Source organism: Bradyrhizobium sp. Leo78 (genome assembly GCF_059512425.1).
In genome coordinates this window covers 45107-69123 of sequence record NZ_JCAMOT010000022.1, presented here as the reverse complement: position 1 = coordinate 69123, position 24017 = coordinate 45107, and the positions used below count along the sequence as shown (strand labels likewise).

The window sequence follows — 24017 nt, the reverse complement described above, 5'->3', positions numbered from 1 at the left end:
ATCAAAGCCTCGACGGCTCACGCATCGGCCATCTTCTTGAAGGCCTCACGGTCAAGAACCTTGACGTGGTGTCGGCCTCGCGTGGTTATGATCTTCTTCACGACGAGCGCCCGGAATGCGCGGCTGAGCGCCGGAAGGGTAATGCCGAGATAATCGGCGATGCTCGAACGATCCATCGGCAGATATATTTCCGAGATCGGCTCGTTCCGCGCAATCTGCAGGTGCTCCTGGAGCTCAAGGAACATGGCGAGCCTTTTGACCGCTCTTTTCTGGACAAGGAGAACCGCATGATGCTGCGCCTGACGCAATTCGTCGCAGAGCTTCACAATGATTTGCACGTCGAGATTGGCGCTGCTGCTCAGAATCCGCTGCACCGACTGCAGCGGCATCTTGTAGGCGATGACGGGTGTCGTGGCCCTCGCCGTGTTGGTGTACCGCGCCTCCTCGGTCAAACCGAAGAGATCGCCGGGATAGAGAAAGGACATGACGGGCGGTCCGTCGGCAAGCATCCGATACGCGGTGACGACTCCGCTTATGATGTTGAACACCGCATCGGCGCGGTCGCCTTGATTGTAGATCCGCTCGCCTTTCTCGAAGCGAACGATTGCAGCGATCTTTGCAAGCTGTGCGCGCTCGTCGTTGCTCAACAATTGATGCCGGACACGCTTTTTCGGATGACCAGGCGTCCAGGGATCGGTCGCATGAATCGCGGGTCCCGCCATGCGAATTGCGTTCGTCGGCATATGTTGTCCACCTCTTGCCATTGCCGATGAGTAGCCGATCTGCCGCGTTTCCTTTTTGATCGCCGTCAAAGAGTACCTACGTTTGCCTGCGTTGGCCCGACCGGAACTTGCCGCCAACATGCGCGCCGCACAAATTTGATCCTGATCAAACTTTCGCCCACCAAGGAGGCTGCCTTTTTTCAGTCGGTACGCGATAACTTTGGCGGTGATGGCGGAATGGGGAAAGCGGTCGATGTCGTCGGATTCAAGTGATCCCCGCCTGACCTATGCGCAAAATATCGAAAGATACCGCCGGCTCCTGAAGACCCAGTTGAGCGATGCCGAGCGGGAATTCATCGAGCGACGGATTTCCGAAGCGCATCGCGCTTACGAGACACCAACCGACAGGTTCGTCGTTCGCGCCAATATCGATCACTTCCTGAAGGCCCTGTGGGACGGCAACCTGACGCCTGAAAAACGCTCCACCATTACCAAATTGCTGATCGAGGAGCAGAACAAGCTGAGCCATGACCTGGAGCAGCTTCGGTTCGCGGAGGATCGAGTACTGGCCGGCCGCAAACGTCTCGAGCATCTCAGAAGCAAATTGAACGACCCACGATCCGATCCGGCCATCGATCGCAGGCAACCCGCCTGCTTGCGACAATGGAAGAAATCCAGCGGATGCTGGAGGAGTTCTGCGAACAATTGCGCCGCAAGGTCATTGGCAGGGACGGCATCTAACGGCCTCGCGCCTCAATAAGGCTGATCGCGGATGTGTAGCATGTATAACACGCGGGAGATCATCAGCTCCCCTACCAGAAAAATGCCGACACAGATGATGATGTCGAGCCATGTCAGCGCTAGCGCATTCTGACAAACCACCAGCGGCAGAAGCGATTCCGGAATCTGGTCCAGCCCAACCGCCTGGGCGCTGGACGGCAAATTGAGACGACGCTTGATGAAGCTGGAGATGATATCGCCGAGCATGGCAAGGCATCCCACCAGAGCGCCTGTGGCGACGCTCACGCCAAGCACTGGCGCGGCCGCCGCAGTGGCGGCCACGGAAAGGACGACACCTCTGATCGTCTTTGACTGACCCAGCAACGGGCGGCCATCGACGAAATGCACCTCCGCATCCAAAGGAAACGCCAAACGGGAGCCGAATATCTTCTTGGCGATAACCGGCGTGCCGTTAGCGAAGGTCAAGAGCACGAGCGATTGCAGGATTGGCCAAAGGTCCATCTGAATATCCTGCGCCGGCGCACGGCAGGTCCGGTGCAAAAGGATAGACGCACCGCACCTGCCAATTCAACCTTCAGCGTTTCCACGATTTCTCGCAATCGCCTTGCGACAGGCATAGGAGCGACGGAGGACACACTGATGGCCCCTGGCGCGCCCACGGTTCGTCGCCGAGTTTGACCCGCATCAATGGTGTACCATCACAGAACGGTTAGCTTGGCGGTCTCAGCGAGGAGTCTGCCATGAACGAAATTCCCCAAATTACCATTTCCTCCGCGAAGGTCGCAGCGATCCTCGCGAAGGCACGGCAGTTCGACGTCAAGGATGCGGTGACCGACCCGGAGCCCGCCTCCAACGCGAGTGACGATGCCATGCTTTCGGTCCTTGAGGATCATCGCGACGATCCCGTCAGCGGCGAACTGACGGCGATCATCCGCGGCCTGAACGAGGACGAACAGGTCGACCTGGTGACGCTTACATGGCTCGGCCGCGGCGACGGCGAACTCGAAGAGTGGGACGACCTTCGCGCGGAGGCCGCGCACGCGCACAACAAGCGCACGGCGGAATATCTCTTGGGAATGCCATTACTCGGTGACTATCTGGAAGAGGCCCTATCGCAATTCGGGCATTCCGCGGAGGAGTTTGAGCAGCCGCTCTAGAGCATTTTCGGTTCTGATAGAATCAGAACTGAAGCTCTAGATTCTTGTTTTGATGCGTTTTCTTCACGCGAACCGGTGTCCACCCTCGGATCAAGTCCGAGGGCATGCTTCGCCTCGAAAACGCTCTAGCAAGGTCCGGAGAGATGCCTCAGGCACCGAAGCGCGCGACCGCATTGGATGCGCTGCCCGTCACTGATGGCGTCCAGTCGCGGCAGCCTTGCGGGGCGTTGCATTGCCGTGTCGGTTGTGATTGGAGCCATGCCGGCCGTTCGGCAACTCGATGGGCGTGTGCCGCTGCTCCTTGGCGTCGAATACCGTCACATGAAGCTTCGGATGTCGCTTCTTGATTTCGATCGCGGCCTTCTCGGCGGCCTCGTAGCTTTCGTGCTCGGACTTCAGTTGCCGATCGACGGCAACATGAAAAGGCTTGGTGAGCGATGGCTTGACGGATTTTCGACCCGAACCTGCAACATTGTTGGCGACCGGCGTCATTACCGGCCCGATTCGAGTCGAAAAACCGGCTTTCCGTGAGGAACCGCGTTGCTTGTTCCTGGGCATTGGTCGACCTTCTCGAGAACATGCCCACGTCTACGAGCGGAAACCTTCATTCAGCGCATTTCCACTATCGGGACGTTGAGCTTGGTCAATAACAACGCAAATCAGTTCCGGCGGTGCCTATCGATCTGTCCTTGTCAGGCGGGCGGAACGTTTCGTTCCAAATCCTCCAGCCAAGCCGCAGCGCTGGCGTCCGAGGGCGCGCGCCAATCGCCGCGGGGCGAAAGTGACCCTCCGGCCGAAACCTTGGGGCCGTTTGGCATCGCGGAACGCTTGAACTGGCTGAACGCGAAAAATCGCCGCAGGAAGACCTCCAGCCAGCGCCTGATATCGGCAAGCGGATAGGCTTTGCGCCGGTCAGTGGGAAACGCGGCTGGCCATTCGCCCTTGGCAACGTCGTTCCAGGCATGCCAGGCGAGGAATGCGATCTTCGACGGCCGGAAGCCGAACCGAAGCGTATAGAACAGATTGAAGTCCTGCAGCTCATACGGCCCCACGGCCGCTTCCGTGCTCTGCGGGGTTTCGCCGGCCTGAACAGGTACCAGCTCGGGCGAGATCTCCGAGGCGAGAATGGCGCGCAACGTTTTTGCGACTTCATCGTCGAACTGTTCGGTCGCGATGACCCAGCGGATCAAGTGCTGGATCAACGTCTTCGGCACGCCGGCGTTGACGTTATAATGCGCCATCTGGTCGCCGACACCATAGGTGCACCATCCGAGCGCCAGCTCGGAGAGATCGCCGGTGCCGATCACGATCCCTCCGCGATAATTGGCGAGGCGGAAGAGATAGTCGGTGCGCAGCCCCGCCTGCACATTCTCGAAGGTGATGTCATAGATCGGCTCGCCCCGCCCTGCGGGATGATCGATGTCGCGGAGCATCTGCGTGGCGGCTGGGCGGATATCGAGCTCGCCGGCGCTCACCTGCAGCGCCTGCATCAAGGCCAGAGCATTGGCCTTGCTTTCGCTGCCGGTCGCAAAGCCCGGCAGCGTGTAGGCAAGAATGTTCGATCTCGGCAATCCGAGAAGATCGATCGCCTTGGCGGCAACGATCAGGGCGTGCGTGGAATCGAGCCCGCCGGACACGCCGATCACGACGCGCTTGGTGCCGATGGCCCGCAGCCGCTGCACCAGGCCCGCAACCTGGATATTGTAGGCCTCGTAGCAATCCTGATTGAGGCGGCTCTGATCGCTGGGCACGAACGGGAAGCGCTCGACCTTCCTCGCAAATCCGATGTCCGTCATCGGAGGCCGCAGCGCGTAACCGATCCTCCGATAGGAGCCGGCACTCTTCTGCCTTCGATTGTCGTCGAAGGTGCTCATCAGCGAGCGCTCCTGACGCAGCAGATCCAGATCGATGTCGGCGATCGTGATCTGTCCGTCCTGCCGGAAACGCTCACCCTCCGCCAGCAGCACGCCATTTTCGAAAATGGAGGTCTGGCCATCCCAGGCCAGATCGGTGGTCGATTCCCCGATTCCCGCCGCGGCATAGACATAGGCGGCAAGGCAGCGTGCGGAGCAGGATCGCGATAAGAGATCACGCGACAGCGCCCGGCCGATCGTGATCGGACTGCCGGAGAGATTGGCGAGCACGGTCGCTCCGGCCAAGGCAAGTTCCGATCCCGGCGTCACCGGGATCCACATATCCTCGCAGATCTCGACACCGATGGTCAGTCCGGGAACATCGTCGGCCTCAAAGAGCAAGTCGACGCCGAAGGGAGCGCGAACATCGCCAATTGTGATCTCCAACCCGGTCAATCCCGCGCCGGAGGCAAAGTGACGGGTTTCGTAGAACTCCCGATAGGTCGGCAGGTACGTCTTGGGAACGACGCCGAGAATGCGACCACGGTGAATGACAACAGCGCAATTGTAGATCCGCGCCCCATGACGCAGCGGTGCGCCGACGATCAGAAGGGTCATCAGCTCGGCCGATGCCGCCCGGACGCTCGCCAGCCCTCGCTCCACCGCATCCAGGAGCGGATCCTGCATGATCAGATCTTCGATCGCGTAGCCGCAGAGACACAGTTCGGGAAATACCGCTGCTGCCACCGACTGCTTGTGGCAGGCGCGGGCCGCCTCGATGATCGCGGTCGCGTTAGCGGCCGGATCGGCGACACGGGACACCGTGACGCAGGCAGCGGCCCGGGCGAAGCCGTGGCGGTAGATCGAATGGAAACTCATATTGCTCGGCTCCGTCCCGCGAGACCCAGTTTGCAAGACAACTCCCCGGCCGATGCTGCGGCGTCAAGTCATCTTAGTTAGGTCTAGTCTATTCGAACACGGCGCCTTGCCAAGCAACCGATGGCCGCGAAACGTTAACCGACGTTTGGGTCAAGCCTCCCGATAATCGAGCAGGATCAGCCCGACCAGGATGAATGCCACGGGCCAGATCCAAGAGGCGATGCGGCTTGCCTTGCCGTCGAGACGGAGCTCCAGCCAGCGCGCCCATCCGGCGAGGATTCCGCATAGCGCCAGCGGCGTGTGGCTCATCTCGATCAGGAGCTGGTCCTTGATGTTAGCGATGGCATGGGAATGGGTGAGCAGCAGTGCGCCGCCGATCGCGGTGGTCAGAGGAAACACCAGCGCCGCCTTGCTGTTCCTGAGCCCGCCGACCTGCACGCGCCACTCGAACAGACCAAACACGACGATCAGCAACACGAAGATGCGATGCTGTGCGATCTCGGGATCACGCAGCGATTCGAAAAAGCCGAACTGTCCGAGCGGCCACGCCGCCTCGTCGGCACGGAAGAACAGAAACGTTGCCATCGCCAGAAAAAGCAGCGGCCAGTGCCTTGCCCACCGGCCCCAACGAAAATGCTGGATCAGGGCGAGAAGGCCGATGAGGACGACGAAAATCCCCGCCCAATGGTGGTTGAATTCCGACCAGGCGACATCCGCGGCATTGCGGGGCAGGATCGTGCCTTCGCCTGGGACATAGGCCAGCGGTGCCGTTGTCCGCTGCGCATCAGCCGCAGCAATTTTCGCCTGCAATTCCGCGACGGTGAGCTTGTCGTAATCAGGGCTTGACAGGCGGATCGGGAATTGCGGCGTGAACCGCTCGACGATCTCGGACCAGCTCACCCGGTCCTGCGCCAGATCGATGCCCGGCGGCAGCGACGTCAGGGAGGCGGCGGCAAAGAGCACAGCCGCACCGATGCCGATTTCCACTTCGGCGAACCGCTTCAGTCGGAGGATCGGTGTTGACGCATCGCGGCGCAGCCGGTCGACGGTGAAGAAGTTGAAGGCGCCCAGGGCGAGCAGCATCAGCAGCAGACAGACCTTCGCGCTTGTCATGACGCCATAGGCGGTGCCGTAGATCGCCTCGAAGGAGCCGATATAGCCGATCGACATCACGGTGCCGCCGACGAGGATGGCGCCCACTGATGCCATCGACATCACCGAATAGCGCCGCCCGATCAGCTTCCAGCCAACGGGATCTTGACAGAGGTTGAGCGCAATCAGGAAGCAAGGCAGGCCTCCGATCCAGACCGCGGCACCGAGCATGTGCAGCCCGCCCGCGACGAGGTAGGGCCATCGCAGTTCGAGACGACTCGCCGCGTGAGTGACCGAAAGCTGCGCGATCAAGATCACGGCGGCGAGGCCGACAAGAAAGAGAAGTCGTGACGTTGTCCACGACCTCCTTGCGAGGAGAGCAATGAGGAAGGCGCAAGCGGCGATCACGAGGTCCGCTCGTACGAAACCGGCCCCGGCCGCCTCCGCCCACGACAGCTCGAGCGTGCCGACAAGCGCGAGCGCGTTAAGTACGAGCGAGCAAAGCGTGAAGATGCCCAGGAGGAAGGAGCTGATAACAAGAAATGTCCGGCAGTGGCTGCCAATCTCGGCGCTCTCGACGGAAAGCCAGGGCTGGAGCGGTTGCAGCAGCACAAGCAGGAAGGCAAGCGTGCCGAGCGTGAAAGTCTGGCTCGTGAGAATCAGACCCCGCAGAACGACGGACAGGTAGCCGAATATGTCGAGAAAGAGCGACACGGCTATCGCACGGTGAACCGAATATCGCCGCGCGTGATGTGCCCGTCGACGCTCAGCACCTGCCAGCGCAGACGCCAAGCACCAGGGCTGAGACCTTTTGCCTCCGCATCCAGCGCGTCGGATGGCGAATCGGCCGCCGGTGCGAGCCGCTGCTCTGTCCCACCAGCGCCGATCAGCATCACTTTCGAACGATCGCGATCAATCCGACTATTGAACTGCAGATGAACAGGCACATTGCCAGCAGGCACAACCGCGTCAGCCGCGGGCGACGACTTGATCACGATGGCGTGCGCGATGGCCTCCTGGAGAGAAAGCAAAACAAGGAGCAGCACCGAAAACGGCAATGGAATTCCGAGTCTCACGCGCGGCGGCTATTGTTGAGGAGAATGCAGGTAATCATTCAGCGGTTCTCGTGACCTGGTCACTGACGTGACTGTACGAACCAGCTCAATATCGCAGTTGACCATGTGCTGGCTGAATTCGGCTTCAACTATCCACTGGTTATGGGTAAAGACCGCGTGAGCCTAGCAAGGAGCGCCAAGCCGATTGGACGGGAAGCTCCGCTCATCATCCCAGATCCCCAAAAATGATACGGCATAGTTTTGTTATGTCAAGCGCATTCCACCCCGGCATCTGCGGCCTTGAAGACGGCTAGCGCGACGCCGCTGCGCGCAGGATGTATCGCGCACCTTAAGCGGCGGTGCGTCTCGGTTACCGATGTAGCCGCTCAGTCTGCAGCACGTCATGATCCGGTAGCAGAGTTGGCTAAAATTTCGAAAGTACAGCGATCGACGAGCGGCGCACCGCAAAGCGGGGCCGAGCGTTCATGAAGAGCTCTCGTTGAGATCGAACAAGAGCCGGGTGCACGAATGACGTCTTCGGATATAGCGTACTACCTGTTCGCCATCTTCAGCGCTTTGCGGCTCATTTCCTATCTGCCGCAGATCTACAAAATCGCGCAAGATACCAATGGTGCCTCAGCCATTTCCTATTCGACGTGGTTTCTCTGGATTGCAGCGAACGGATCAACGGCCGTCTACTCCTTCTCCAATCTCGGAGACATCACCATGGCCTTGACCAATGGCTTCAACGCGCTGTGCTGTGCGATCGTCGTCGCGCTGACGGCGTTCAAGCATCGCCAGTTTCAATCGCAGATCAGGTAGGGCCACACACATTGTTGCGCATCGCCGCCCCTACGCCATTCTCTCGCTCGTACCTCGCAAGAAGGCAACGATAACTTTGCCCTGGCTTTGATGCTCCGCGCCTTCAGATCACCGGCTGCTTGTCCTTGCGAATTGCCTCGAGAGCCGAACGATCGATCTTGAGGTGCGCTTCGACCAACTCATGCGGCGTCAGGGCCATCCACTGAGCCAGAGATACATCCATGAATCTCGGCGACCTAAACAGCTCGAGGAACTGCAGGGGCTCACCGCCGGTGTTCTCGACGAAGTGGCTCATCGACTTGGGCACATATCCGACATCGCCGGCCTGATAATCGAAGGTGCGCGCATTGCCCTCGGCAGCGAAGACCGTCATCCGCGCTTTACCGGAGATGTAGAACTGCCACTCGTCCGCGTTGGGATGCCAGTGAATCTCCCTCATGTGACCTGGGTCGACTTCTACATGCGCCGCGGCAACATCTGTGGAGATCGGGAAGTTGCGCGTGTCAGCGATCCGCACTCGCCCTCCGGGGGAGATCGTGGGCTGCTGCTCCATTAACCTGAACGCCATGTCCTGCGGAACACCTCCGAGGGAATCTTCGATACGGTCGGCGTCGATTGGCGGAGGTGGATCGGACTGGAAGATGAACAGTTCCTCTGTCGGAATCTGATCCAGTTGCTTTGCGTCCAGCTTCAGGTTCTTCGCAAGCACGCCCCGGTCCGTATGAGCAAACAGATCAGTAATCGCGAAAGTGCTGTCTTCGGAGAAGCTTCCGTCAGGAAAGGCCAGCAGGAATTCACAGCCATCTTCCGGCAAGCCCTGAATGGAGTGGGGAATGCCTGACGGAAAATACCAGAGATCTCCCGCCTTCACATCGGAGATGAAGTTATGCCCGTCATTATCGACAGCGGTAATCCTGGCTCGGCCGGCGAGCATGAATGCCCATTCTGCCGGCTTGTGCCAGTGCAGCTCGCGCACCGCGCCCGACTTCAAACGCATGTTAACACCGGCCATGGTGGTCGCTACCGGCAACTCCCTTACCGTTACCTCGCGAGACCAGCCGCCTTCTCGAATTTTCATGTGTGCGTCTGCGAAGGAGAAGCGCAGATTTGGTATCGAGCCGTGATCGGTGGACGGCGGGCGGAGAATATCGGGGTTTTGCTGCTCCCGCTCGACATTCCGGGGGCCAATGATTGGCGCTCCTTTAGCGCCAATGAGCGGTTCGTTGCTATTCTTTGCTGCGGCCGCGGCGGTCGCGCCACAGGCGGCGGCCGCCGCAATCAGCGTTCGTCGATCCAAAATGTCCATGATAGCTCCCTTCGCGTAGCTGGGTTGGGAACTGGCAAGCGTACGAACTCGCCTATCCTCAATTAGCAACCGAAGCGCTCGCAGAAGGTTGCGGTGACATTCACGCGAGGAGAAGGGCATGCCGCAGCGGAAAGGCATTCACCGCCGTGGCTTCGTCACCGCCGCCGGCGCCGGAGCGCGGTCGTTTGCAGCGGCGGCGGAATTGCTACAACGACCGCGCGATCAAGAGCTTCATGATCTCGTTGGTGCCGCCGTAGATCTTCTGGATCCGCGAATCCACGAACATGCGGGAGATCGGGTATTCCTGCATGTAGCCGTAGCCGCCGTGCAGTTGCAGACATTCGTCGGCGGTTTCGACCTGCTTTTGCGAGCACCACCACTTGGCCATCGAAGCGGTGACGCTATCGAGGTCCTTGGTGATCAGGCGCTCGATACACCAGTCGACGAAAATGCGCGCGATCATCGCCTCCGTCTTGCGCTCGGCGAGCTTGAAGGGGTGTTCTGGAAATCCAGGAGCGACTTGCCGAACGCAGTCCGCTGCTTGGTATAATCCGAGGTCAGCTTGACCGCACGCTCCATCGAGGCGACGGCCCCGACTGCGAGCGCCAGCCGCTCCTGCGGCAATTGCTGCATCAGTTGCACAAAGCCTTGACCTTCCTCGGGCCCGAGGAGGTTTTCCGGCGGCACGGTGACATTGTCGAAGAACAGTTCCGACGTATCGGAGGCGTGTAGCCCGATCTTGTCGAGGTTGCGTCCGCGCCGGTAGCCAGCCGCACCCGCGGTCTCGACCACGATCAACGAAATGCCCTTGGCGCGGATTGATCGACCATAGTCGGTATCAATTTCTCTGATAGAGCGTGACGACGCAGGCGCCGCCGAGGCCGAGATTATGCTGCAGCGCTAGCTTTGCGCCCTCGACTTGCGTCGGGCCGGCCATGCCGCGTAGCTGCCGCGTCAGCTCGTAGCACTGTGCAAGACCCGTAGCGCCGAGTGGATGGCCCTTGGACAACAGCCCGCCGGAGGGATTGGTCACGATCCGGCCGCCATAGGTGTTGTCGCCGTCGTCGATGAACTTCGCCGCCTCGCCCTCGCCGCAGAGCCCTAACGCCTCATAGGTGATCAGCTCATTGTGGGCAAAGCAGTCGTGCAGTTCGACCACGTCGAGATCTTCAGGCCCGATGCCCGCGCTATCGTAGACGCGCTTTGCTGCCGCGCACGCCATGTCGTAGCCGACCAGGCGCATCATGTCGCCGGCGCCGAAGGTCGAGGGCGTGTCGGTTGTCATGGCCTGTGCGGCGATCCGCACCGTCCTGGCAATGCCGTGCTTGTCGGCGAACCGATCCGACACCAGCACCGCCGCCGCGCCACCGCAGGTCGGGGGACAGGCCATCAAGCGCGTCATCACCCCAGGCCAGATCACCTGATCGTTCATCACGGCATCAGCGGTGACCTCCTTGCGGAAGATCGCTAGCGGGTTGTTCGCCGCATGGCGGCTCGCTTTCGCGCGCACCTTGGCAAAAGCGTCGAGCGGCGTGCCGTATTTCTGCATGTAGGCAAGGCCCGCCCCGCCGAAATAGCGCAGCGCGAGCGGAATGCCGGGCGCGTCGATCAACCGGTCCGCCGCCGCGTCGAATTCCTCGAACGCGCTCGGGCGGTCGGTGTAGACGCTGCCGAGCGCGCCGGGCTTCATCTGCTCGAAGCCAACCGCCAGCACGCAATCCGCTGCGCCGCTTTCGATCATCTGCCGCGCCATGAACAGCGCGGTCGAGCCGGTCGAGCAGTTGTTGTTGATGTTGAAGATCGGAATGCCGGTCATTCCGACCTGATAGAGCGCGCGCTGCCCGCAGGTGGAATCACCATAGACGTAGCCGACATAGGCCTGCTGGATCGCGCTGTAGTCGAGCCCCGCATCGGCCCGCCAGCTTCGTCGCCTCCGCACCCATCGCATGATAGGGCGCACTGGCGCCCGGCTTGGCGAAGGGGATCATGCCGACACCGGCGACAATTACCTCGGACCTCGCTTTCCTCCGAATAAATTACCCATTGGACTTTTTCTTACCCATGGGTAAGATTACAGCCTGCCGTCACCTGGAGTCAACGCGTCCGAGCATGGATTCAGGATCCCCCGCCCTGCCGTCTTCCCCCTGGCTGCCATTCGAAAGCCGGCGCCGCGTCCGCGACGAGAAGCGCGAGGCGGTGCTACGCACGGCGGTGCAGCTTTTCCTGGAGCAGGGCTATCACCGCGCGACATTGAATGACGTCGCCGAGCGGCTGAACATCACCAAGCCCGCGCTCTACAATTACTTCCGCGGCAAGCACGAGATCCTGTTCGAATGCTGGTCGATGGGCGCAGATCTCGTCGACAGCGTCATCACCGAGATCAATGCCGGCGGTGGTTCAGGCCTCACCAAGCTGCGCAAGCTGGTGCATGCCTATGCGGAATTGATGGCGACCGATTTCGGCGCGAGCCTGGTGCGCTTCGACCTGCGCGATCTTGCCGAGAAGGACGCCGGTATCGCGCGGGCCGCCAAGAAACGCATCGATGCGACGTTCCGCAAGCATATTTCGAGCGGCATCGCCGACGGCTCGATCAAGCGCTGCGATCCGAAGCTTGCCGCATTCGCAATCGCGGGCGCGCTGAACTGGATCGGGCACTGGTACCGGCGCGACGGCACATCGTCGCCGACCGACATCGCCGACGAATTCACGGCCCGGCTGACCGAGGGCTTGGCTGCGGTCGCAATTCCCAATCACAACTCAAAACAAAAGACGCCGAGCGCGCCCTTGCGGCGCGAAACAAGGCGCAAGGCACCAGGGAAGAAACGCACAGGAGGAGCGTCTTAAAGAACATCACCCACGGATTGCGGCGGGCGCTGCAGATCAACCCGAATGGACTGGCCACTGTATGCCGCGAGCGACGACGCACCTGGCGCGTCGTGGGAGAACGGGTCGCGCGCCTCGCCGGAGGCTTGCGGGCGCGCGGCGTCGCCGATGGCGATCGCGTCGCGGTGCTGTCGCTCAATTCCGACCGCTATCTCGAGCTCTATCTCGCGGTCGGCTGGGCGGGCGCGGTGATCGTGCCGCTCAACATCCGCTGGAGCGCGCTGGAGAATGAGGATGCACTGCGCGACTGCCGCGCCAGCGTCCTGTTCGTCGACAAGGCGTTTGCGCCGACCGGCGCGCAGCTCGCGAAGGCGATCCCGGGACTAAAGCTGATCTTTGCCGACGATGGCGATGCGCCATCGGGCACCGAGAGCTATGAGGCCGTCATCGCGAGGAGCGAGCCGGTCGCCGACAGCATGCGCGAGAGCAAGGATCTCGCCGGCATCTTCTACACCGGCGGCACCACGGGGCGCTCCAAGGGCGTGATGCTCAGCCACCATAATCTGATGGCGAATGCCCTCAATGCGCTCGGTGAACGGCTGTTTCCGGCAAGCTCGGTCTATCTGCATGCCGCACCGATGTTCCATCTCGCCAACGGAGCGGCGATGTATTCGCTGCTCCTCTCCGGCGGCTCCAATGTGATCATCCAGGGCTTTACGCCCGACGCCGTTGCGGCCGCGATCCAGAGCCATTGTGTCACCGATGTGCTGCTGGTGCCGACCATGATCCAGATGCTGGTCGATCACGCGGCGATCGGCAGCTATGACCTGTCCTCGCTCAAGAACATCGTCTATGGCGCATCGCCGATCAGCGAGGCGGTGCTTGACCGCGCGGCGCGGGCGCTGCCGCATGTTCAGTTCACGCAGGCCTACGGCATGACCGAACTGTCGCCGATCGCGACGCTTCTGCACTGGAAGGAGCATATCGGCGAGGGACGCAAGAAGGGTCGCCACCGCGGCGCGGGCCGCGCCACCCTTGGCTGCGAAGTACGTATCGTCGACGAGAACGACCAGCCGGTGCCTTCGGGCAATGTCGGCGAGATCGTCGTGCGCGGCGACAACGTGATGATGGGCTATTGGGAACGGCCCGAGGAAACCGCGCGAGCCATCGTCGATGGCTGGATGCACACCGGCGACGGCGGCTATGTGGACGAGGACGGCTTCATCTATGTGGTCGACCGCGTGAAGGACATGATCATCTCCGGCGGCGAGAACGTCTATTCGATCGAGGTCGAGAATGCGCTGGCGCAGCATCCCTCGGTGCTGCAATGCGCGGTCATCGGCATCCCGAGCGAACAGTGGGGCGAGCAGGTCCATGCGGTCGTGGTCAGCGCAGCGGCGTCGAAGTCTCCGCCGGCGAGCTGATCGAGTTCACCAAGACGCTGATCGCGGGCTACAAATGCCCGCGAAGCATCGAGATCACCGAGGCGCCTCTGCCGCTTTCCGGCGCCGGCAAGGTGCTGAAGCGCGAGCTGCGCAAGCCGTTCTGGGACAACCGCGAGCGCCGTGTAAACTGACTCCCTCGGTTGATCGGAATCGATCGGACTGGGCCGGTCGCTCCGCGGGCTCCCGTTGAGCGGGGCGCTCATACTAGTCGCGGCCGACCAAAGCTCTCATCTCATCGAGGTCCTGAAAAACGTCAGCCTGACGACGCAACTCGTCAGCGACCATGGACGGATGACTCTTGATGGTGGATACCACTGTCGCGCGCACGCCACGGCGCTGTACGGCTTCGACCAGCGCGTGACGCGCTACCTGCCGGTCACCGATAGGCGTCAGTAGCGGCCGCTGGCTAGACAGTGCCGCAGTTCTGATAGATGTGCTTGATCTCAAGGAAGTCGATCAGCCCATCGTAACCGTGCAGCCGGCCTAGTCCGCTGCGGCGGTATCCACCGGTTTCCGCTTCGGCAAACAGCCTGTTATGGTCGTTAATCCACACCGTGCCATTGCGCAAAGCGCGTGCGACGCGCATCGCGCGCGCGCCATCGTGGGTCCAGACGCTGGCAGAGAGGCCGTATTCGCTGTGATTGGCGCGGACAACCGCCTCCTGCTCGTCCTCGAACCTCTCCAGAACGACAAACGGGCCGAAGATCTCCTCCTGCACGAAGAATCCCGAAGTATCGCGATGCGCAACCAGCGTCGGCGTCAGAAAGAATCCCTTGGCCAGATCTCCGTTCGGCCGTCCGCCACGCAGGACAACCTCGTCCGCTGCAGCCATCGCATCGTCGATCCTGTGCGAGACTGCGGCAAGCGACGCCGCATCGATCAACGGACCCATGTTCGTCTCTGCCGACAGGCCGGAGCCGATTTTCAGGTTTGTGAGAGAGGACCGCAGCGCTGCCTTCATCTCCTCATAACGCGACGCATGTACCAGAACACGCCGCGCCGCCGTACATTGCTGTCCGGAGATGATGGTCGCAGCGGCAGCGAGCTTTGGTGCCACGGTCGCGATATCTGCATCTTCAAAGACGAGACAGGCCGACTTCCCGCCGAGCTCAAGCGACAGTTTCTTCATGGTCGGCGCAGCCGCAGCCATGATGCGTTGCCCGGTCGCGTTCGAGCCGGTAAAGCTGAGCACGTCGACTTCGGGCGAAGTGACGAGATATTCCGCCACCTCGTGCCCCTGCTCGTTGACGAGATTGACGACGCCGGCAGGAAGCTGCTCGACGTCGCTAAGGCACTTGATGATCTCGGCAGTAACCAATGCCGTCTGCGGCGCGGGCTTGATCACCGCCGTGCACCCGGCGGCAAGGGCCGGCGTCAATGCGCGGATAAGCAACACCGCGGGTGCGTTCCACGGGATGATCAGGCCGGCGACGCCTGCCGGCTCTTTCAGCATCGTGGAGAACGTACCCGGTTCGACCTCGAGAACGTGTCCGGGGATATGACGCGTCAATCCCGCGTAGTAACGTATCTCCGAGACGCTGCCCTCGATCTCGCCGCGCGACTGCGCAAGCGGCTTTCCGTTCTCCAGCGTGAGAAGGCGCGCCAGTTCCGCGCCGCGCTGCTCCATCCGGTCCGCCCATCTCAGCATGACCAGCTGGCGAAGCCGCGGATTCTGCGACCAGCCCGCGCGCTCGAAAGCGCCGCGTGCGGCCGATACCGCCGCTTCCGCGTCTTTCCTTCCGCCGGCCTCGACGCGGCCGACCACCGCCTGATTGGAAGGATCAATGCTCGGCACCGTTTCACCGGAGGATGCCGGTTGCCAGACGCCGTCGATCAGATTGAGAGCATGATGAGACATAATATCCGAACCTAACTTTCGATCGTGGCGACGCGGCCCGACCACGCCGCCACTAGTCCTCACTTGAAGTCGCCCTTGGTCTCCGGGATCACGATTGCCCCGATCAGGTAGATCGCGAAGACCGCAACCGAGAAGATGGCGAGCGATGTCGGAATCTGCGCGGCGCCGGCACTCACCAGCGACACGAAGGTCGGCATCATGCCGCCGAGCGCAAAGCCGATGTTCCAGGACAGCCCTGTACCGCTGGCGCGCACAGCCGTCGGGAAGCGCTCGTTCAGGAAGATCAGCACCGGTGCATAGCCGGCATTGCCGATGAAGGCGATCGCCAGCGCATAGAGCGTGATCTGCGTGATGTCCTTCGCCGCGGCAAGGCCCAGATAGCACAGCGGAAGCAGCACGATGGCACCTGCCCCGACCAGGAGAAAGGTCTTCTTCCGCCCGATCTTGTCGCTCAGCGATCCGATCAGAACCGCCGAGAAGAACGACGAGACGCTGGCGCCCATCAGAATCAGCGACGAGGTCTGGTTCGGGACCGCGTTGATGATCTTCAAGAAGCTCGGAAGATATCCGGAGGTCAGATAATAGCCCGCTCCGCCGCCGAACGTGATCAGGATATTGAGCAGCAGGATCCTGCGGTACTCTCCTGAAAAAATCTCCTTAACCGGAGCCTTGGACGCCTCTGCCTTACGTGTCTTCTGCTGCCGCTTCAGTTCCTTGAAGTAAGGCGATTCCTCGAGGTTCTTGAAGATGAACCAGCCGAGCAAAGAGCTCAGCAGGCCGGAGAAGAACATCACGCGCCAGCCCCACTCCGCGAAGGCTTCACCGGGAAAGATCGAGGAGGTGATCAGGAACACGAACGACGCCAGCAACGCGCCGATCCCGGCGCCGCCGCCACCCACCAGGCCGGACATCGCCCCGCGCCAATTTGCCGGCACAGATTCCGTGCCGATGGTATGGGTCGACGCCACCACTCCGCCGACGAAGACGCCCTGCACCAGGCGCAGGATCAGGAAGATGATTGGCGCGATCACGCCGACCTGGGCGATCGTCGGCAGCAAGCCGAAGGCAGCCGTGCTGATGCCGACACCGAAAATTGCGACCAGCATGGCGCGCTTGCGTCCGTGCACATCGGCATAATGGCCGAAGACGGCCGAGCCGAGCGGCCGCATCAGGAGCGTGACGGCGAACGATCCATACACTGCGGCCAGCGACAGCGCCGTATTGCTCGATGGAAAGAACAATGCGCCGACAACCGGCGCGACATAGAGCAGAATGAACAAATCAAAAAGATCGAGCGCCCAGCCGAGCACCGAGGCAATGATCGCGTTGACCATCTGTCGATTGTCTGCCGACGTCCGCACGTTCGCGACGGACACGTCCATCTCAGCCATATTTCCCTCCCCGTCGAAGATTGCCGCGGCGGCTGACCGCCGTCCGCGGCGTTGTTAGTCGTCTTCCTTGTCGTCAGCGCCCAACGAACTTGGGCGGACGCTTGGCGTTGAAGGCTTCGACGCCTTCTTTGAAGTCCTCGGACTGACGCAGCCGGCTGTAGCAATGGCCCTCGAGCTCGATCGCGATCGTGAGCGTCGAGTCTTCGGTGTCGTTCAGGAGCTTCTTCGCGGTACGCTGCGCCAAAGGCGAGAAGGTGCGCAGCTCGTCGACCAGCCGGTCCGTCGCCTTCTCAAGCTCGGCGTCCGGCACGCATTCGGTCGCAATCCCCCACTCCAGCGCCTGCTTCGCCGAGATCCGCTTGGAGCGCATCACGATGTCCTTGGTGCGGGTGATACCGACCATTTTCTGCAGACGTGCCGATCCTCCCGACCCCGGGATCTGTCCGAGCTTCTGCTCCGGCAAGGCGTATTGCGTGGTTTCGGAAGCGATGCGGAAGTCGCAGGCGAGCGACAGCTCGAATCCGACGCCGAAGCAATAGCCGCGATTGGCGACAATCACCGGCTTGGCGCAACGTGCGGGCGCCGCGATATTCCAGGCCAGTTTTGATACGTGCTCCGGGCTCGCTTCCATGAAGCCGCCGATATTGCCGCCACTGGAGAAATGGTCGCCCTCGCCCCGCAACACGATGACGCGAACACGCGGATCTTCGTCGAGCGTCTCGAAGGTCAGCCGTAGCTGATCGCGCTGCGGCATCGAGACGACGTTATAGGGCGGCCGGCCGAGTATGATGTCGGCGCGCTCATGCGCCTCGTCGATCTCGACCTTGAACCCATCGAGCTTGGCGAGACGGGGATCGGCAAAGGTGTACGGGGATGGCATGTGGTTTTCCTTTCGTTGGTGTCGTGTGATCAGGCCGCATCCGAGGGCGGCAGGCGCTCGGCTTCGTATTCTCCTGCGACGAGCAGACGCCGGAGAAGTTTACCGACCGGCGATTTTGGAATGGCATCGACAAAGACGTAGCGTCGCGGGCGCTTGAAATTGGCAAGACCGGAGGTACGGCAGAACTGCTCGAGCTCCGCCTCGGAGACCGATCGGTTGCGCTTGACGAAGGCGGCGACGATCTTGCCCCATTTCTCGTCGGCGAGACCGACGACTGCCACTTCAGAGACAGCGGGATGCAGCGAGAGGCAGCTTTCGATTTCCACCGGCGACACATTCTCGCCGCCGGTGATGATCATGTCATCGACGCGGCCGGTCACGAACAGGTCGCCGTCGGAATCGATGAACCCGGTATCTCCGGTAAAATACCAGCCCTCGCGCAGCGCCTTGGCATCGGCCTCGGGCCGCCGCCAGTAGCCTTCGAATGCTTCGTCGCCGGCGAGCGAGGCGATGATCTCGCCCTCTTCGCCCGGTGCGGCAAGTTCGGCAATCGAACGAGCGTTGATCCGTACCACCCTGATGTGCTGGTTGATGCCGGCCTTGCCGGCCGAGCCGGGCTTGGCCGGCGCGTTCTGATCGATCGTGAAGGTGTAGATCTCGGAGCTGCCGTAATGATTGACGAACAGGTCCGGCTTGAACACTTCGCTCAACTTCTTGAGCAATCCATCCGTCATCGAGGCGCCGGCAAAGCCGAGTTTTCGCACGCTCGATACGTCGGTCGCCGAGAACGCCTCGTGGTGAACGAGATCGTGGTAGAGCGTTGGCACCAGATAAAGATTGCTGATCTTCTCGCTCTCGATAAGGGCCAGCGCCTGGCGGCTGTCATAGCGCGGCAGGCAAATGAAGGTGCCGCCGATCAGCGACATCGCGAGCAAGGAGCGCACACCCATGGTGTGATAGAGCGGCATCACGCCGAGCGTACGCTCGTTGCGGCCATAGAGGTTTTGCGCGACATGCGCGATTGCCGCCGCGCGCTCGGCACGATGGTGGCGCGGCACGCCCTTTGGTCGCGATGTCGTGCCCGAAGTGTAGAGCATGATCGACCATGCATCGGCGCCGACCCGAGGCTGGGCATCAGGAGCGTCGCCTTCCACCATGTCCGCGAAAGCCAGATCTCCGTCGGCATTCATACCGACCGCAATGCGTTGCAAGCCGGCCGCGCGCGTAGAATTTCTCACGGCGTCGGCGGAGACATCCTGATAGAAGACCGCGCAGGCCTCCGCATTCTCGATGCAGAAATCGAGCTCGTCGGCCTTAGCACGCCAGTTGATCGGCGTGATGACCAGCCCCGCAAACTGGCAAGCCCAGTGCAGGGTCGCAGCCTCCCAGCGGTTCTGCAGCACGGTGACGACGTGATCGCCGGGCTTCAGCCCGATGCGATCGAACGATGCTACGAGCGCCGAGATCTTGCCGTACCACTGGCGATAGGTGAGGCGAAGCTCGCCGTCGACGATTGCAAGCGCATCCGGATCACGCGCGACGCTTGCAATGAAACTGCTGCCGAGATCAAGCATCTGACTTCTCTTGGGTGGTGGTGGCGAGCTCGGCGGCCGCTTCCAGCGCCGCCTTTACGATCGGGGTGTAGCCGGTGCAGCGGCAGAGATGGCCGCTCAGGAGATCGCGGATATCGGCTTCGCTTGGCGCCGGATGCCGGCGCAGGTAATGGTCGAGCGACATCAGGATGCCGGCGGTACAGAAGCCGCATTGCAAAGCGTGGTTGCGGCGGAACGCTTGTTGCAGGATGCCGAGCCGGTCCGGCGACGGAGCAAGCCCTTCGACCGTCTGAATCTCGCAGCCATCCACCTGTGCCGCCAGCGTCAGGCAGGAGCGCGTGAGCATGCCGTCGACAATGACCGTGCAGGCACCGCAAACCCCATGCTCGCAGCCCACATGGGTTCCGGTTGCGCCAATCTGCTGGCGCAGGAAGTCGGACAGCAGCATGCGCGGCTCGGCTTCGGCTTCAACCGGCCTGCCGTTCAGCTTGAAGCGAACCGGATGACGGCCATCGGCGCTGAGACGGGTCATTGCAGCACCTCGCGCACCAGATCGCGACCGATGATCCGCACCAGATCGCGGCGATAGCGCGCGGTCGCGTGCACGTCATCGCGCGCGTCGAGCTCATAGGCAAAGCCGTTCAGCGCGTCGTCGAGCGCACTTCCGTCCAGGCGCGGCCAGTCCCGCGCCTGCGGAACATCGGCGACGCCGCCAACAGCAAAGCGGACACCTTTCGAGGTCGCAACCGCCGCGCAGGCCACGATGGCGAAATCACCGTGGCGGCGGGCGACTTCGCGAAACGCGCATCGCTCGCCGGCCCGAGCGGGAAACGATACGGCTTCAATGAGTTCGTCTTCCGCCCGCGCAGTGGCCATCATGCCAAGAAAGAACTCGGTCGCTGCAACCCGTCGGCGCCGTCGCGCATTGCGCAGATGCACCTCGCCGCCGAGGGCGATCAGCGCGAGCGGCATCTCGGCGCTCGGGTCGGCATGTGCGAGCGAGCCGCAGATGGTGCCGCGGCTGCGCGTCTGGACATGGCCGACCCAGGGCAACGCCCGCGCAAGAAGCGGCTGAGTCCGCGCCAGTTCCGGCCATGCGAGCAAGGCGGCCTGGCGCACGCCGGCGCCGATCGTCACTACTCCCGCTTGCTCCTCGATGCGGTTGAGCTCCTTCAGCCGCATGATGTCGATCAGGAGTCTCGGCTTGGCGAGGCGCATATTGAGCATCGCCATCAGCGATTGGCCGCCGGCGAGCACGCGGGCATTGCCGCCCTCTTTCGAAAGTCCCTCGAGGACTTCGTTGACGGATTCGGCGCGGACATAGTCGAAGGCGGCTGGTTTCATCGTCGCCCTCCAAACAGGCTTGCGAGCTTGGCGAGCAGCGCAAATATCGAGGTGCCGCCCGCCGGCGCCCCACCGCCGGCCTGGCGCGCAAGTGCCGCAAAGAACTGTCCGATGATCACGCGCGTGGCGCCGTCGAGCAGGCGGCCGCCGATGCTCGCGACCTTGCCGCCGATCGCTGCGTCATAGCTGTAGCTGAGCTGTGTGCCGCCTTTGCCGTCGGGCTCGAGCGTGATGCGACCTTCGGCGTTTCCGAAACCGAGTGCCCCCTCCGCTTTTCCACGCAGCGTGACTGCGCGGGGCGGGTCGAGATCAAACAATTGGACGTCAGCACGATAACGTCCGCTGACAGGACCGATGCCGAGCGTCACGTGGGCGCGGAAATGCGTGTCGGAAACCTTGTGGACCTGCTCGCATCCGGGGATCACAGCCTGCAGCGTCTGGGGATCGAGCAGCATCGTCCACACCTGCTCCGGCGCCCCGTTGACGGACGCACGGCCCTCGCCGCGCAGCCGGCGGTCTCCTTCGCGTGCAGGCGCCGCCTTCGATTGTCCGGTCGGCGGTTCGGGCTCCGGACCACGCACCAAATCGGCGAGCTTCGCCGGCACCAGCGGCAGCGTGACGTCGGCAAGGCCCAGCGCGTCGGCAACGGCATTGGCGATGCACGCCGGCGTCGACATGCAGTTGCCTTCGCCGACGCCTTTGGCCCCGAGCGGGGTGAAGGGCGACGGTGTCTCGATATGGATGATCTGCGGCTCGGGGACTTCGGTCGTCGTCGGCAGCAAATAGTCCGCAAACGTTCCGGTCAGAAAGCTGCCGTCCGCCGCATAAGCATATTCTTCATAGAGCGCCGCCCCGAGCGCTTGCGTAAAGCCGCCGCGGATCTGCCCGTTCACCATGCCCGGATGCAGGATGGTGCCGCAATCGTGCATGGTCACGTAGCGATCGATACGGGTCTCAAACGTCGTGCGGTCGATCTCGACGCCGCAAAAATCGAAGATGAAGCCGTGGCAGAGCGAGGAGTTGATGCGATCCTGATCGTCCGGCGGGGTCAGCTCCGGCGGCGTCCAGAACACGGTTTCGCGGATGGTCTGGCCGGCATCATCAGGCAATGAGCCCGGCGACCAATGACAGAGGGCCGCCACTCTGGAAAAAGGGATGCGGTTCTCCGGATTGCGCTTCGACGCGACGAAGCCGCCGGCGAACGTGATATCTGCCGGCTCAACATTCAGCTGGCTCGCGGCGATGCGCGCAAGACGGACCGCGATCCGCTCAGCCGCCAACTTCGCGGTCCCGGCTACGGCGGCCGCAAACCGGCTCGCATAGTTTCCGGAGGCGATCGACCAGGCATCCTTGGCGGTATCGATCTCCGTATTGACGCGAACATCCTGCGGCTTGAGGCCGAACACATCGGCCACCACCTGCGACAGCACCGTGCGATGACCCTGCCCTTGCGGCACGGATGCGACATGGACCGTGACACCCCCGACGGGATCAAGCGCAACCGTTGCGGTTGCCTGCGCGCCATTCTTCGGTCCGGCCTTGCGACGTTCCGCCGCCGTAAGCACCGTCGTGATATAGCCCATGTTGGAGACGCTGGGCTCAACGACAGCCGTAAAGCCGATGCCATAAAGGCGGCCTTGCGCGCGCGCCTCATCGCGTCGCGCCTTGAGTTCCGCGAGTTGGCCCTGCTCGACAGCTCTGGCGATCGCCTCCTGATAGTTTCCGGAGTCCAGCAGCGCACCGGTCGCCGTGCGATAAGGAAAGGCGTTCGCCGGAACGAGATTGCGCCGGATCACGTCGAGCGGATCAAGGCGCAGCCCGATCGCAATCCGCTGCATCAGGCGCTCGAGCGCGAAGTAGACTTGCGGTCCGCCAAAGCCGCGGTTGAGGCCGGTCGGCGTCTTGTTTGTGACGACCACGCGGTTGCGCACCTTCACATGGCGGATGTCGTAGGCGCCAGTGAGATTGCCATGCATACGGTAGAGCGTTGCGGGTTCGGGTGCGCGCAGGTGGGCGCCGCAATCCTCGACCTGGTCCCAATCGAGCGCGAGGATCTTGCCGTCCGCGGTGATCGCGGCTGAAAGCGTCGTGGCGCGGTTGGTCGCCGACACCGAGGCCGTCAGATGCTCAAGCCGATCCTCGATCCACTTCACGGGGCGCCCGACGGCGCGAGAGGCCGCGCTGATCAAAACGATATAGGGAAAGACGCCCTGCTTGACGCCAAAGCTGCCGCCGGAATCCGGTGGCGTGCGCAGCCGCACCCGATTGCCCGGCACCTTCAGCGCACGCGAGATCACGGTATGAATGCTGAAAGGACCCTGGAAATTGGCGAGGATGTCATAGGCATTCTCAGCCGCATCGTAGGTGGCGACGATGCCATAGGTTTCGATCGGCGTGCAGGAATTGCGCGGATAACGGATGTCGATTGAAAAGCGATGCGTTGCTTCGGCAAACGCCTGCTCGGGATTGCCATAGGAAAAACTGCGGTCGCTGGCGAGATTGCCGGGAAAACCATCGTGCAGGACAGGCGCATCGGCAGCGAGCGTCGCCAACGGATCGACCACCGCAGCGCGCGGCCGGTACTCGACGTTGATCAGTTCGATCGCATCTTCCGCCCGGGCGCGATCGCTCGCGACGACCACGGCGACGGGCTCGCCGACATAGCGAACCCGCTCGGTCGCAATCGGCCAGCATTCCACCGGCGCCTTCACGCCAACGACGAGGCTCGACGTCAGCGCCTTGACCTGCTCGCCGGTGAGGACAGCGGCGACGCCCGGCGCATGCCGCGCCGCCTCAGCGTCAACAGAGACAATATCGGCATGGGCATGTGGGGAGCGCAGGATGGCAGCATGCAGCGTCCCCGGTGGAGTGCCGAGATCGTCGATGAAGCGCCCGCGCCCGGTGAGCAGCGCGGCATCCTCGACGCGTTCGATCGAACGGCCGACCCAAGGCCGGTCTTCAGCCGTGTTCCGATCTGCAGATAATGCGGACTGAACCGCGGCCTCCGCCATTCCGACGCTCCTCTCCATCGCGCTCTCTGACGCGACGTGGAGCAGTTGTCAGAATGTCAGCCATGCGGGCCATACCGCCCGATCT

General features: G+C 62.2%; 18 protein-coding genes and 4 pseudogenes. 4 read left to right on the top strand and 18 right to left on the bottom strand.

All coding sequences use genetic code 11. The features are described from left to right. Positions 1–17: 17 nt before the first annotated feature. The 3 genes from AC5ZG1_RS25615 to AC5ZG1_RS25605 form a co-directional block, all read right to left on the bottom strand. Positions 18–860: a Crp/Fnr family transcriptional regulator gene (locus tag AC5ZG1_RS25615; RefSeq protein WP_496134408.1), complete on the bottom strand. Its 843-nt coding sequence runs from the start codon at positions 858–860 to the stop codon at positions 18–20. Positions 861–987: 127 nt separating this feature from the next. Beyond that, on the bottom strand, positions 988–1386 hold the full coding sequence (locus tag AC5ZG1_RS25610) for a hypothetical protein (protein WP_496134407.1): 399 nt from the start codon (positions 1384–1386) through the stop codon (positions 988–990). Positions 1387–1475: 89 nt separating this feature from the next. After that, positions 1476–1934, bottom strand: a complete 459-nt coding sequence (locus AC5ZG1_RS25605; protein ID WP_496134406.1) for a CDP-archaeol synthase — start codon at positions 1932–1934, stop codon at positions 1476–1478. A gap of 269 nt (positions 1935–2203) precedes the next feature. Here AC5ZG1_RS25605 and AC5ZG1_RS25600 point away from each other — a divergent pair, with 269 nt between their 5' ends. Beyond that, positions 2204–2620, top strand: a complete 417-nt coding sequence (locus AC5ZG1_RS25600; RefSeq protein WP_028165718.1) for a DUF3775 domain-containing protein — start codon at positions 2204–2206, stop codon at positions 2618–2620. 189 nt (positions 2621–2809) lie between these two features. Here the strand turns inward: AC5ZG1_RS25600 and AC5ZG1_RS25595 are convergent, their stop codons facing one another. From AC5ZG1_RS25595 to AC5ZG1_RS25580, 4 genes are all read right to left on the bottom strand, one after another. After that, positions 2810–3112, bottom strand: coding sequence for a hypothetical protein (locus tag AC5ZG1_RS25595; protein WP_456671281.1), 303 nt, complete (start codon positions 3110–3112; stop codon positions 2810–2812). Positions 3113–3312: 200 nt separating this feature from the next. Continuing rightward, a complete protein-coding gene (locus tag AC5ZG1_RS25590; protein ID WP_496134405.1) occupies positions 3313–5352 on the bottom strand; it encodes an NAD(+) synthase in 2040 nt (679 codons plus the stop codon). A gap of 150 nt (positions 5353–5502) precedes the next feature. Further along, positions 5503–7158 carry a CopD family protein gene (locus AC5ZG1_RS25585; protein WP_496134404.1) on the bottom strand — a complete coding sequence of 552 codons (1656 nt, stop codon included), beginning with the start codon at positions 7156–7158 and terminating at the stop codon, positions 5503–5505. Between the two features lie 2 nt (positions 7159–7160). After that, the gene (locus tag AC5ZG1_RS25580) at positions 7161–7502 is read right to left on the bottom strand and encodes a copper resistance CopC family protein (RefSeq protein ID WP_456646410.1); all 342 of its coding nucleotides are present in this window, start codon (positions 7500–7502) and stop codon (positions 7161–7163) included. A 525-nt stretch (positions 7503–8027) separates the two neighbouring features. Between AC5ZG1_RS25580 and AC5ZG1_RS25575 the strand changes: the two genes are divergently transcribed. Then, complete coding sequence (locus tag AC5ZG1_RS25575; protein ID WP_496134403.1) at positions 8028–8321, top strand: hypothetical protein; 294 nt, start codon at positions 8028–8030, stop codon at positions 8319–8321. Positions 8322–8424: 103 nt separating this feature from the next. Here the strand turns inward: AC5ZG1_RS25575 and AC5ZG1_RS25570 are convergent, their stop codons facing one another. The 3 genes and pseudogenes from AC5ZG1_RS25570 to AC5ZG1_RS25560 form a co-directional block, all read right to left on the bottom strand. After that, on the bottom strand, positions 8425–9627 hold the full coding sequence (locus AC5ZG1_RS25570; RefSeq protein ID WP_456646412.1) for an oxalate decarboxylase family bicupin: 1203 nt from the start codon (positions 9625–9627) through the stop codon (positions 8425–8427). A 205-nt stretch (positions 9628–9832) separates the two neighbouring features. Next, positions 9833–10440: pseudogene (locus tag AC5ZG1_RS25565) on the bottom strand (acyl-CoA dehydrogenase family protein); the annotation flags it as partial. A gap of 25 nt (positions 10441–10465) precedes the next feature. Further along, positions 10466–11615, bottom strand: a pseudogene (locus AC5ZG1_RS25560) (lipid-transfer protein). 121 nt (positions 11616–11736) lie between these two features. On the opposite strand from AC5ZG1_RS25560, the gene AC5ZG1_RS25555 reads away from it, so the two are divergent. Together AC5ZG1_RS25555 and AC5ZG1_RS25550 are read left to right on the top strand one after the other, a co-directional pair. Further along, entirely contained in the window at positions 11737–12471 is a 735-nt protein-coding gene (locus AC5ZG1_RS25555; RefSeq protein WP_496134402.1) for a TetR/AcrR family transcriptional regulator, read from the top strand. A 5-nt stretch (positions 12472–12476) separates the two neighbouring features. Next, positions 12477–14026, top strand: a pseudogene (locus tag AC5ZG1_RS25550) (acyl-CoA synthetase). A gap of 76 nt (positions 14027–14102) precedes the next feature. Here the strand turns inward: AC5ZG1_RS25550 and AC5ZG1_RS25545 are convergent. From AC5ZG1_RS25545 to AC5ZG1_RS25510, 8 genes and pseudogenes are all read right to left on the bottom strand, one after another. Continuing rightward, positions 14103–14252: pseudogene (locus AC5ZG1_RS25545) on the bottom strand (LabA-like NYN domain-containing protein); the annotation flags it as partial. Positions 14253–14301: 49 nt separating this feature from the next. Then, the gene (locus tag AC5ZG1_RS25540; protein WP_496134401.1) at positions 14302–15753 is read right to left on the bottom strand and encodes an aldehyde dehydrogenase family protein; all 1452 of its coding nucleotides are present in this window, start codon (positions 15751–15753) and stop codon (positions 14302–14304) included. Between the two features lie 59 nt (positions 15754–15812). Further along, complete coding sequence (locus AC5ZG1_RS25535; RefSeq protein ID WP_456646416.1) at positions 15813–17144, bottom strand: MFS transporter; 1332 nt, start codon at positions 17142–17144, stop codon at positions 15813–15815. Positions 17145–17217: 73 nt separating this feature from the next. Further along, positions 17218–18024, bottom strand: coding sequence for an enoyl-CoA hydratase/isomerase family protein (locus AC5ZG1_RS25530; protein WP_028165737.1), 807 nt, complete (start codon positions 18022–18024; stop codon positions 17218–17220). 29 nt (positions 18025–18053) lie between these two features. Continuing rightward, on the bottom strand, positions 18054–19598 hold the full coding sequence (locus AC5ZG1_RS25525) for an AMP-binding protein (protein WP_456646417.1): 1545 nt from the start codon (positions 19596–19598) through the stop codon (positions 18054–18056). Further along, a complete protein-coding gene (locus AC5ZG1_RS25520; protein WP_130579896.1) occupies positions 19591–20109 on the bottom strand; it encodes a (2Fe-2S)-binding protein in 519 nt (172 codons plus the stop codon). The genes AC5ZG1_RS25525 and AC5ZG1_RS25520 overlap by 8 nt, the downstream gene beginning before the upstream one ends. Beyond that, the gene (locus AC5ZG1_RS25515) at positions 20106–20921 is read right to left on the bottom strand and encodes an FAD binding domain-containing protein (RefSeq protein ID WP_028165740.1); all 816 of its coding nucleotides are present in this window, start codon (positions 20919–20921) and stop codon (positions 20106–20108) included. Before AC5ZG1_RS25515 ends, AC5ZG1_RS25520 begins: the two co-directional genes overlap by 4 nt. Further along, a complete protein-coding gene (locus AC5ZG1_RS25510; RefSeq protein ID WP_496134400.1) occupies positions 20918–23932 on the bottom strand; it encodes a xanthine dehydrogenase family protein molybdopterin-binding subunit in 3015 nt (1004 codons plus the stop codon). Before AC5ZG1_RS25510 ends, AC5ZG1_RS25515 begins: the two co-directional genes overlap by 4 nt. Between the last annotated feature and the right edge of the window lie 85 nt (positions 23933–24017).

What these genes read in the sequence shown, in the direction of transcription:
- AC5ZG1_RS25600 (WP_028165718.1), top strand. Translation starts at nt 2,204, where the DNA reads ATGAACGAAATTCCCCAAATTACCATTTCCTCCGCGAAGGTCGCAGCG.
- AC5ZG1_RS25595 (WP_456671281.1), bottom strand. Translation starts at nt 3,112, where the DNA reads ATGACGCCGGTCGCCAACAATGTTGCAGGTTCGGGTCGAAAATCCGTC.
- AC5ZG1_RS25590 (WP_496134405.1), bottom strand. Translation starts at nt 5,352, where the DNA reads ATGAGTTTCCATTCGATCTACCGCCACGGCTTCGCCCGGGCCGCTGCC.
- AC5ZG1_RS25575 (WP_496134403.1), top strand. Translation starts at nt 8,028, where the DNA reads ATGACGTCTTCGGATATAGCGTACTACCTGTTCGCCATCTTCAGCGCT.
- AC5ZG1_RS25570 (WP_456646412.1), bottom strand. Translation starts at nt 9,627, where the DNA reads ATGGACATTTTGGATCGACGAACGCTGATTGCGGCGGCCGCCGCCTGT.
- AC5ZG1_RS25555 (WP_496134402.1), top strand. Translation starts at nt 11,737, where the DNA reads ATGGATTCAGGATCCCCCGCCCTGCCGTCTTCCCCCTGGCTGCCATTC.
- AC5ZG1_RS25540 (WP_496134401.1), bottom strand. Translation starts at nt 15,753, where the DNA reads ATGTCTCATCATGCTCTCAATCTGATCGACGGCGTCTGGCAACCGGCA.
- AC5ZG1_RS25535 (WP_456646416.1), bottom strand. Translation starts at nt 17,144, where the DNA reads ATGGCTGAGATGGACGTGTCCGTCGCGAACGTGCGGACGTCGGCAGAC.
- AC5ZG1_RS25530 (WP_028165737.1), bottom strand. Translation starts at nt 18,024, where the DNA reads ATGCCATCCCCGTACACCTTTGCCGATCCCCGTCTCGCCAAGCTCGAT.
- AC5ZG1_RS25525 (WP_456646417.1), bottom strand. Translation starts at nt 19,598, where the DNA reads ATGCTTGATCTCGGCAGCAGTTTCATTGCAAGCGTCGCGCGTGATCCG.
- AC5ZG1_RS25520 (WP_130579896.1), bottom strand. Translation starts at nt 20,109, where the DNA reads ATGACCCGTCTCAGCGCCGATGGCCGTCATCCGGTTCGCTTCAAGCTG.
- AC5ZG1_RS25515 (WP_028165740.1), bottom strand. Translation starts at nt 20,921, where the DNA reads ATGAAACCAGCCGCCTTCGACTATGTCCGCGCCGAATCCGTCAACGAA.
- AC5ZG1_RS25510 (WP_496134400.1), bottom strand. Translation starts at nt 23,932, where the DNA reads ATGGCGGAGGCCGCGGTTCAGTCCGCATTATCTGCAGATCGGAACACG.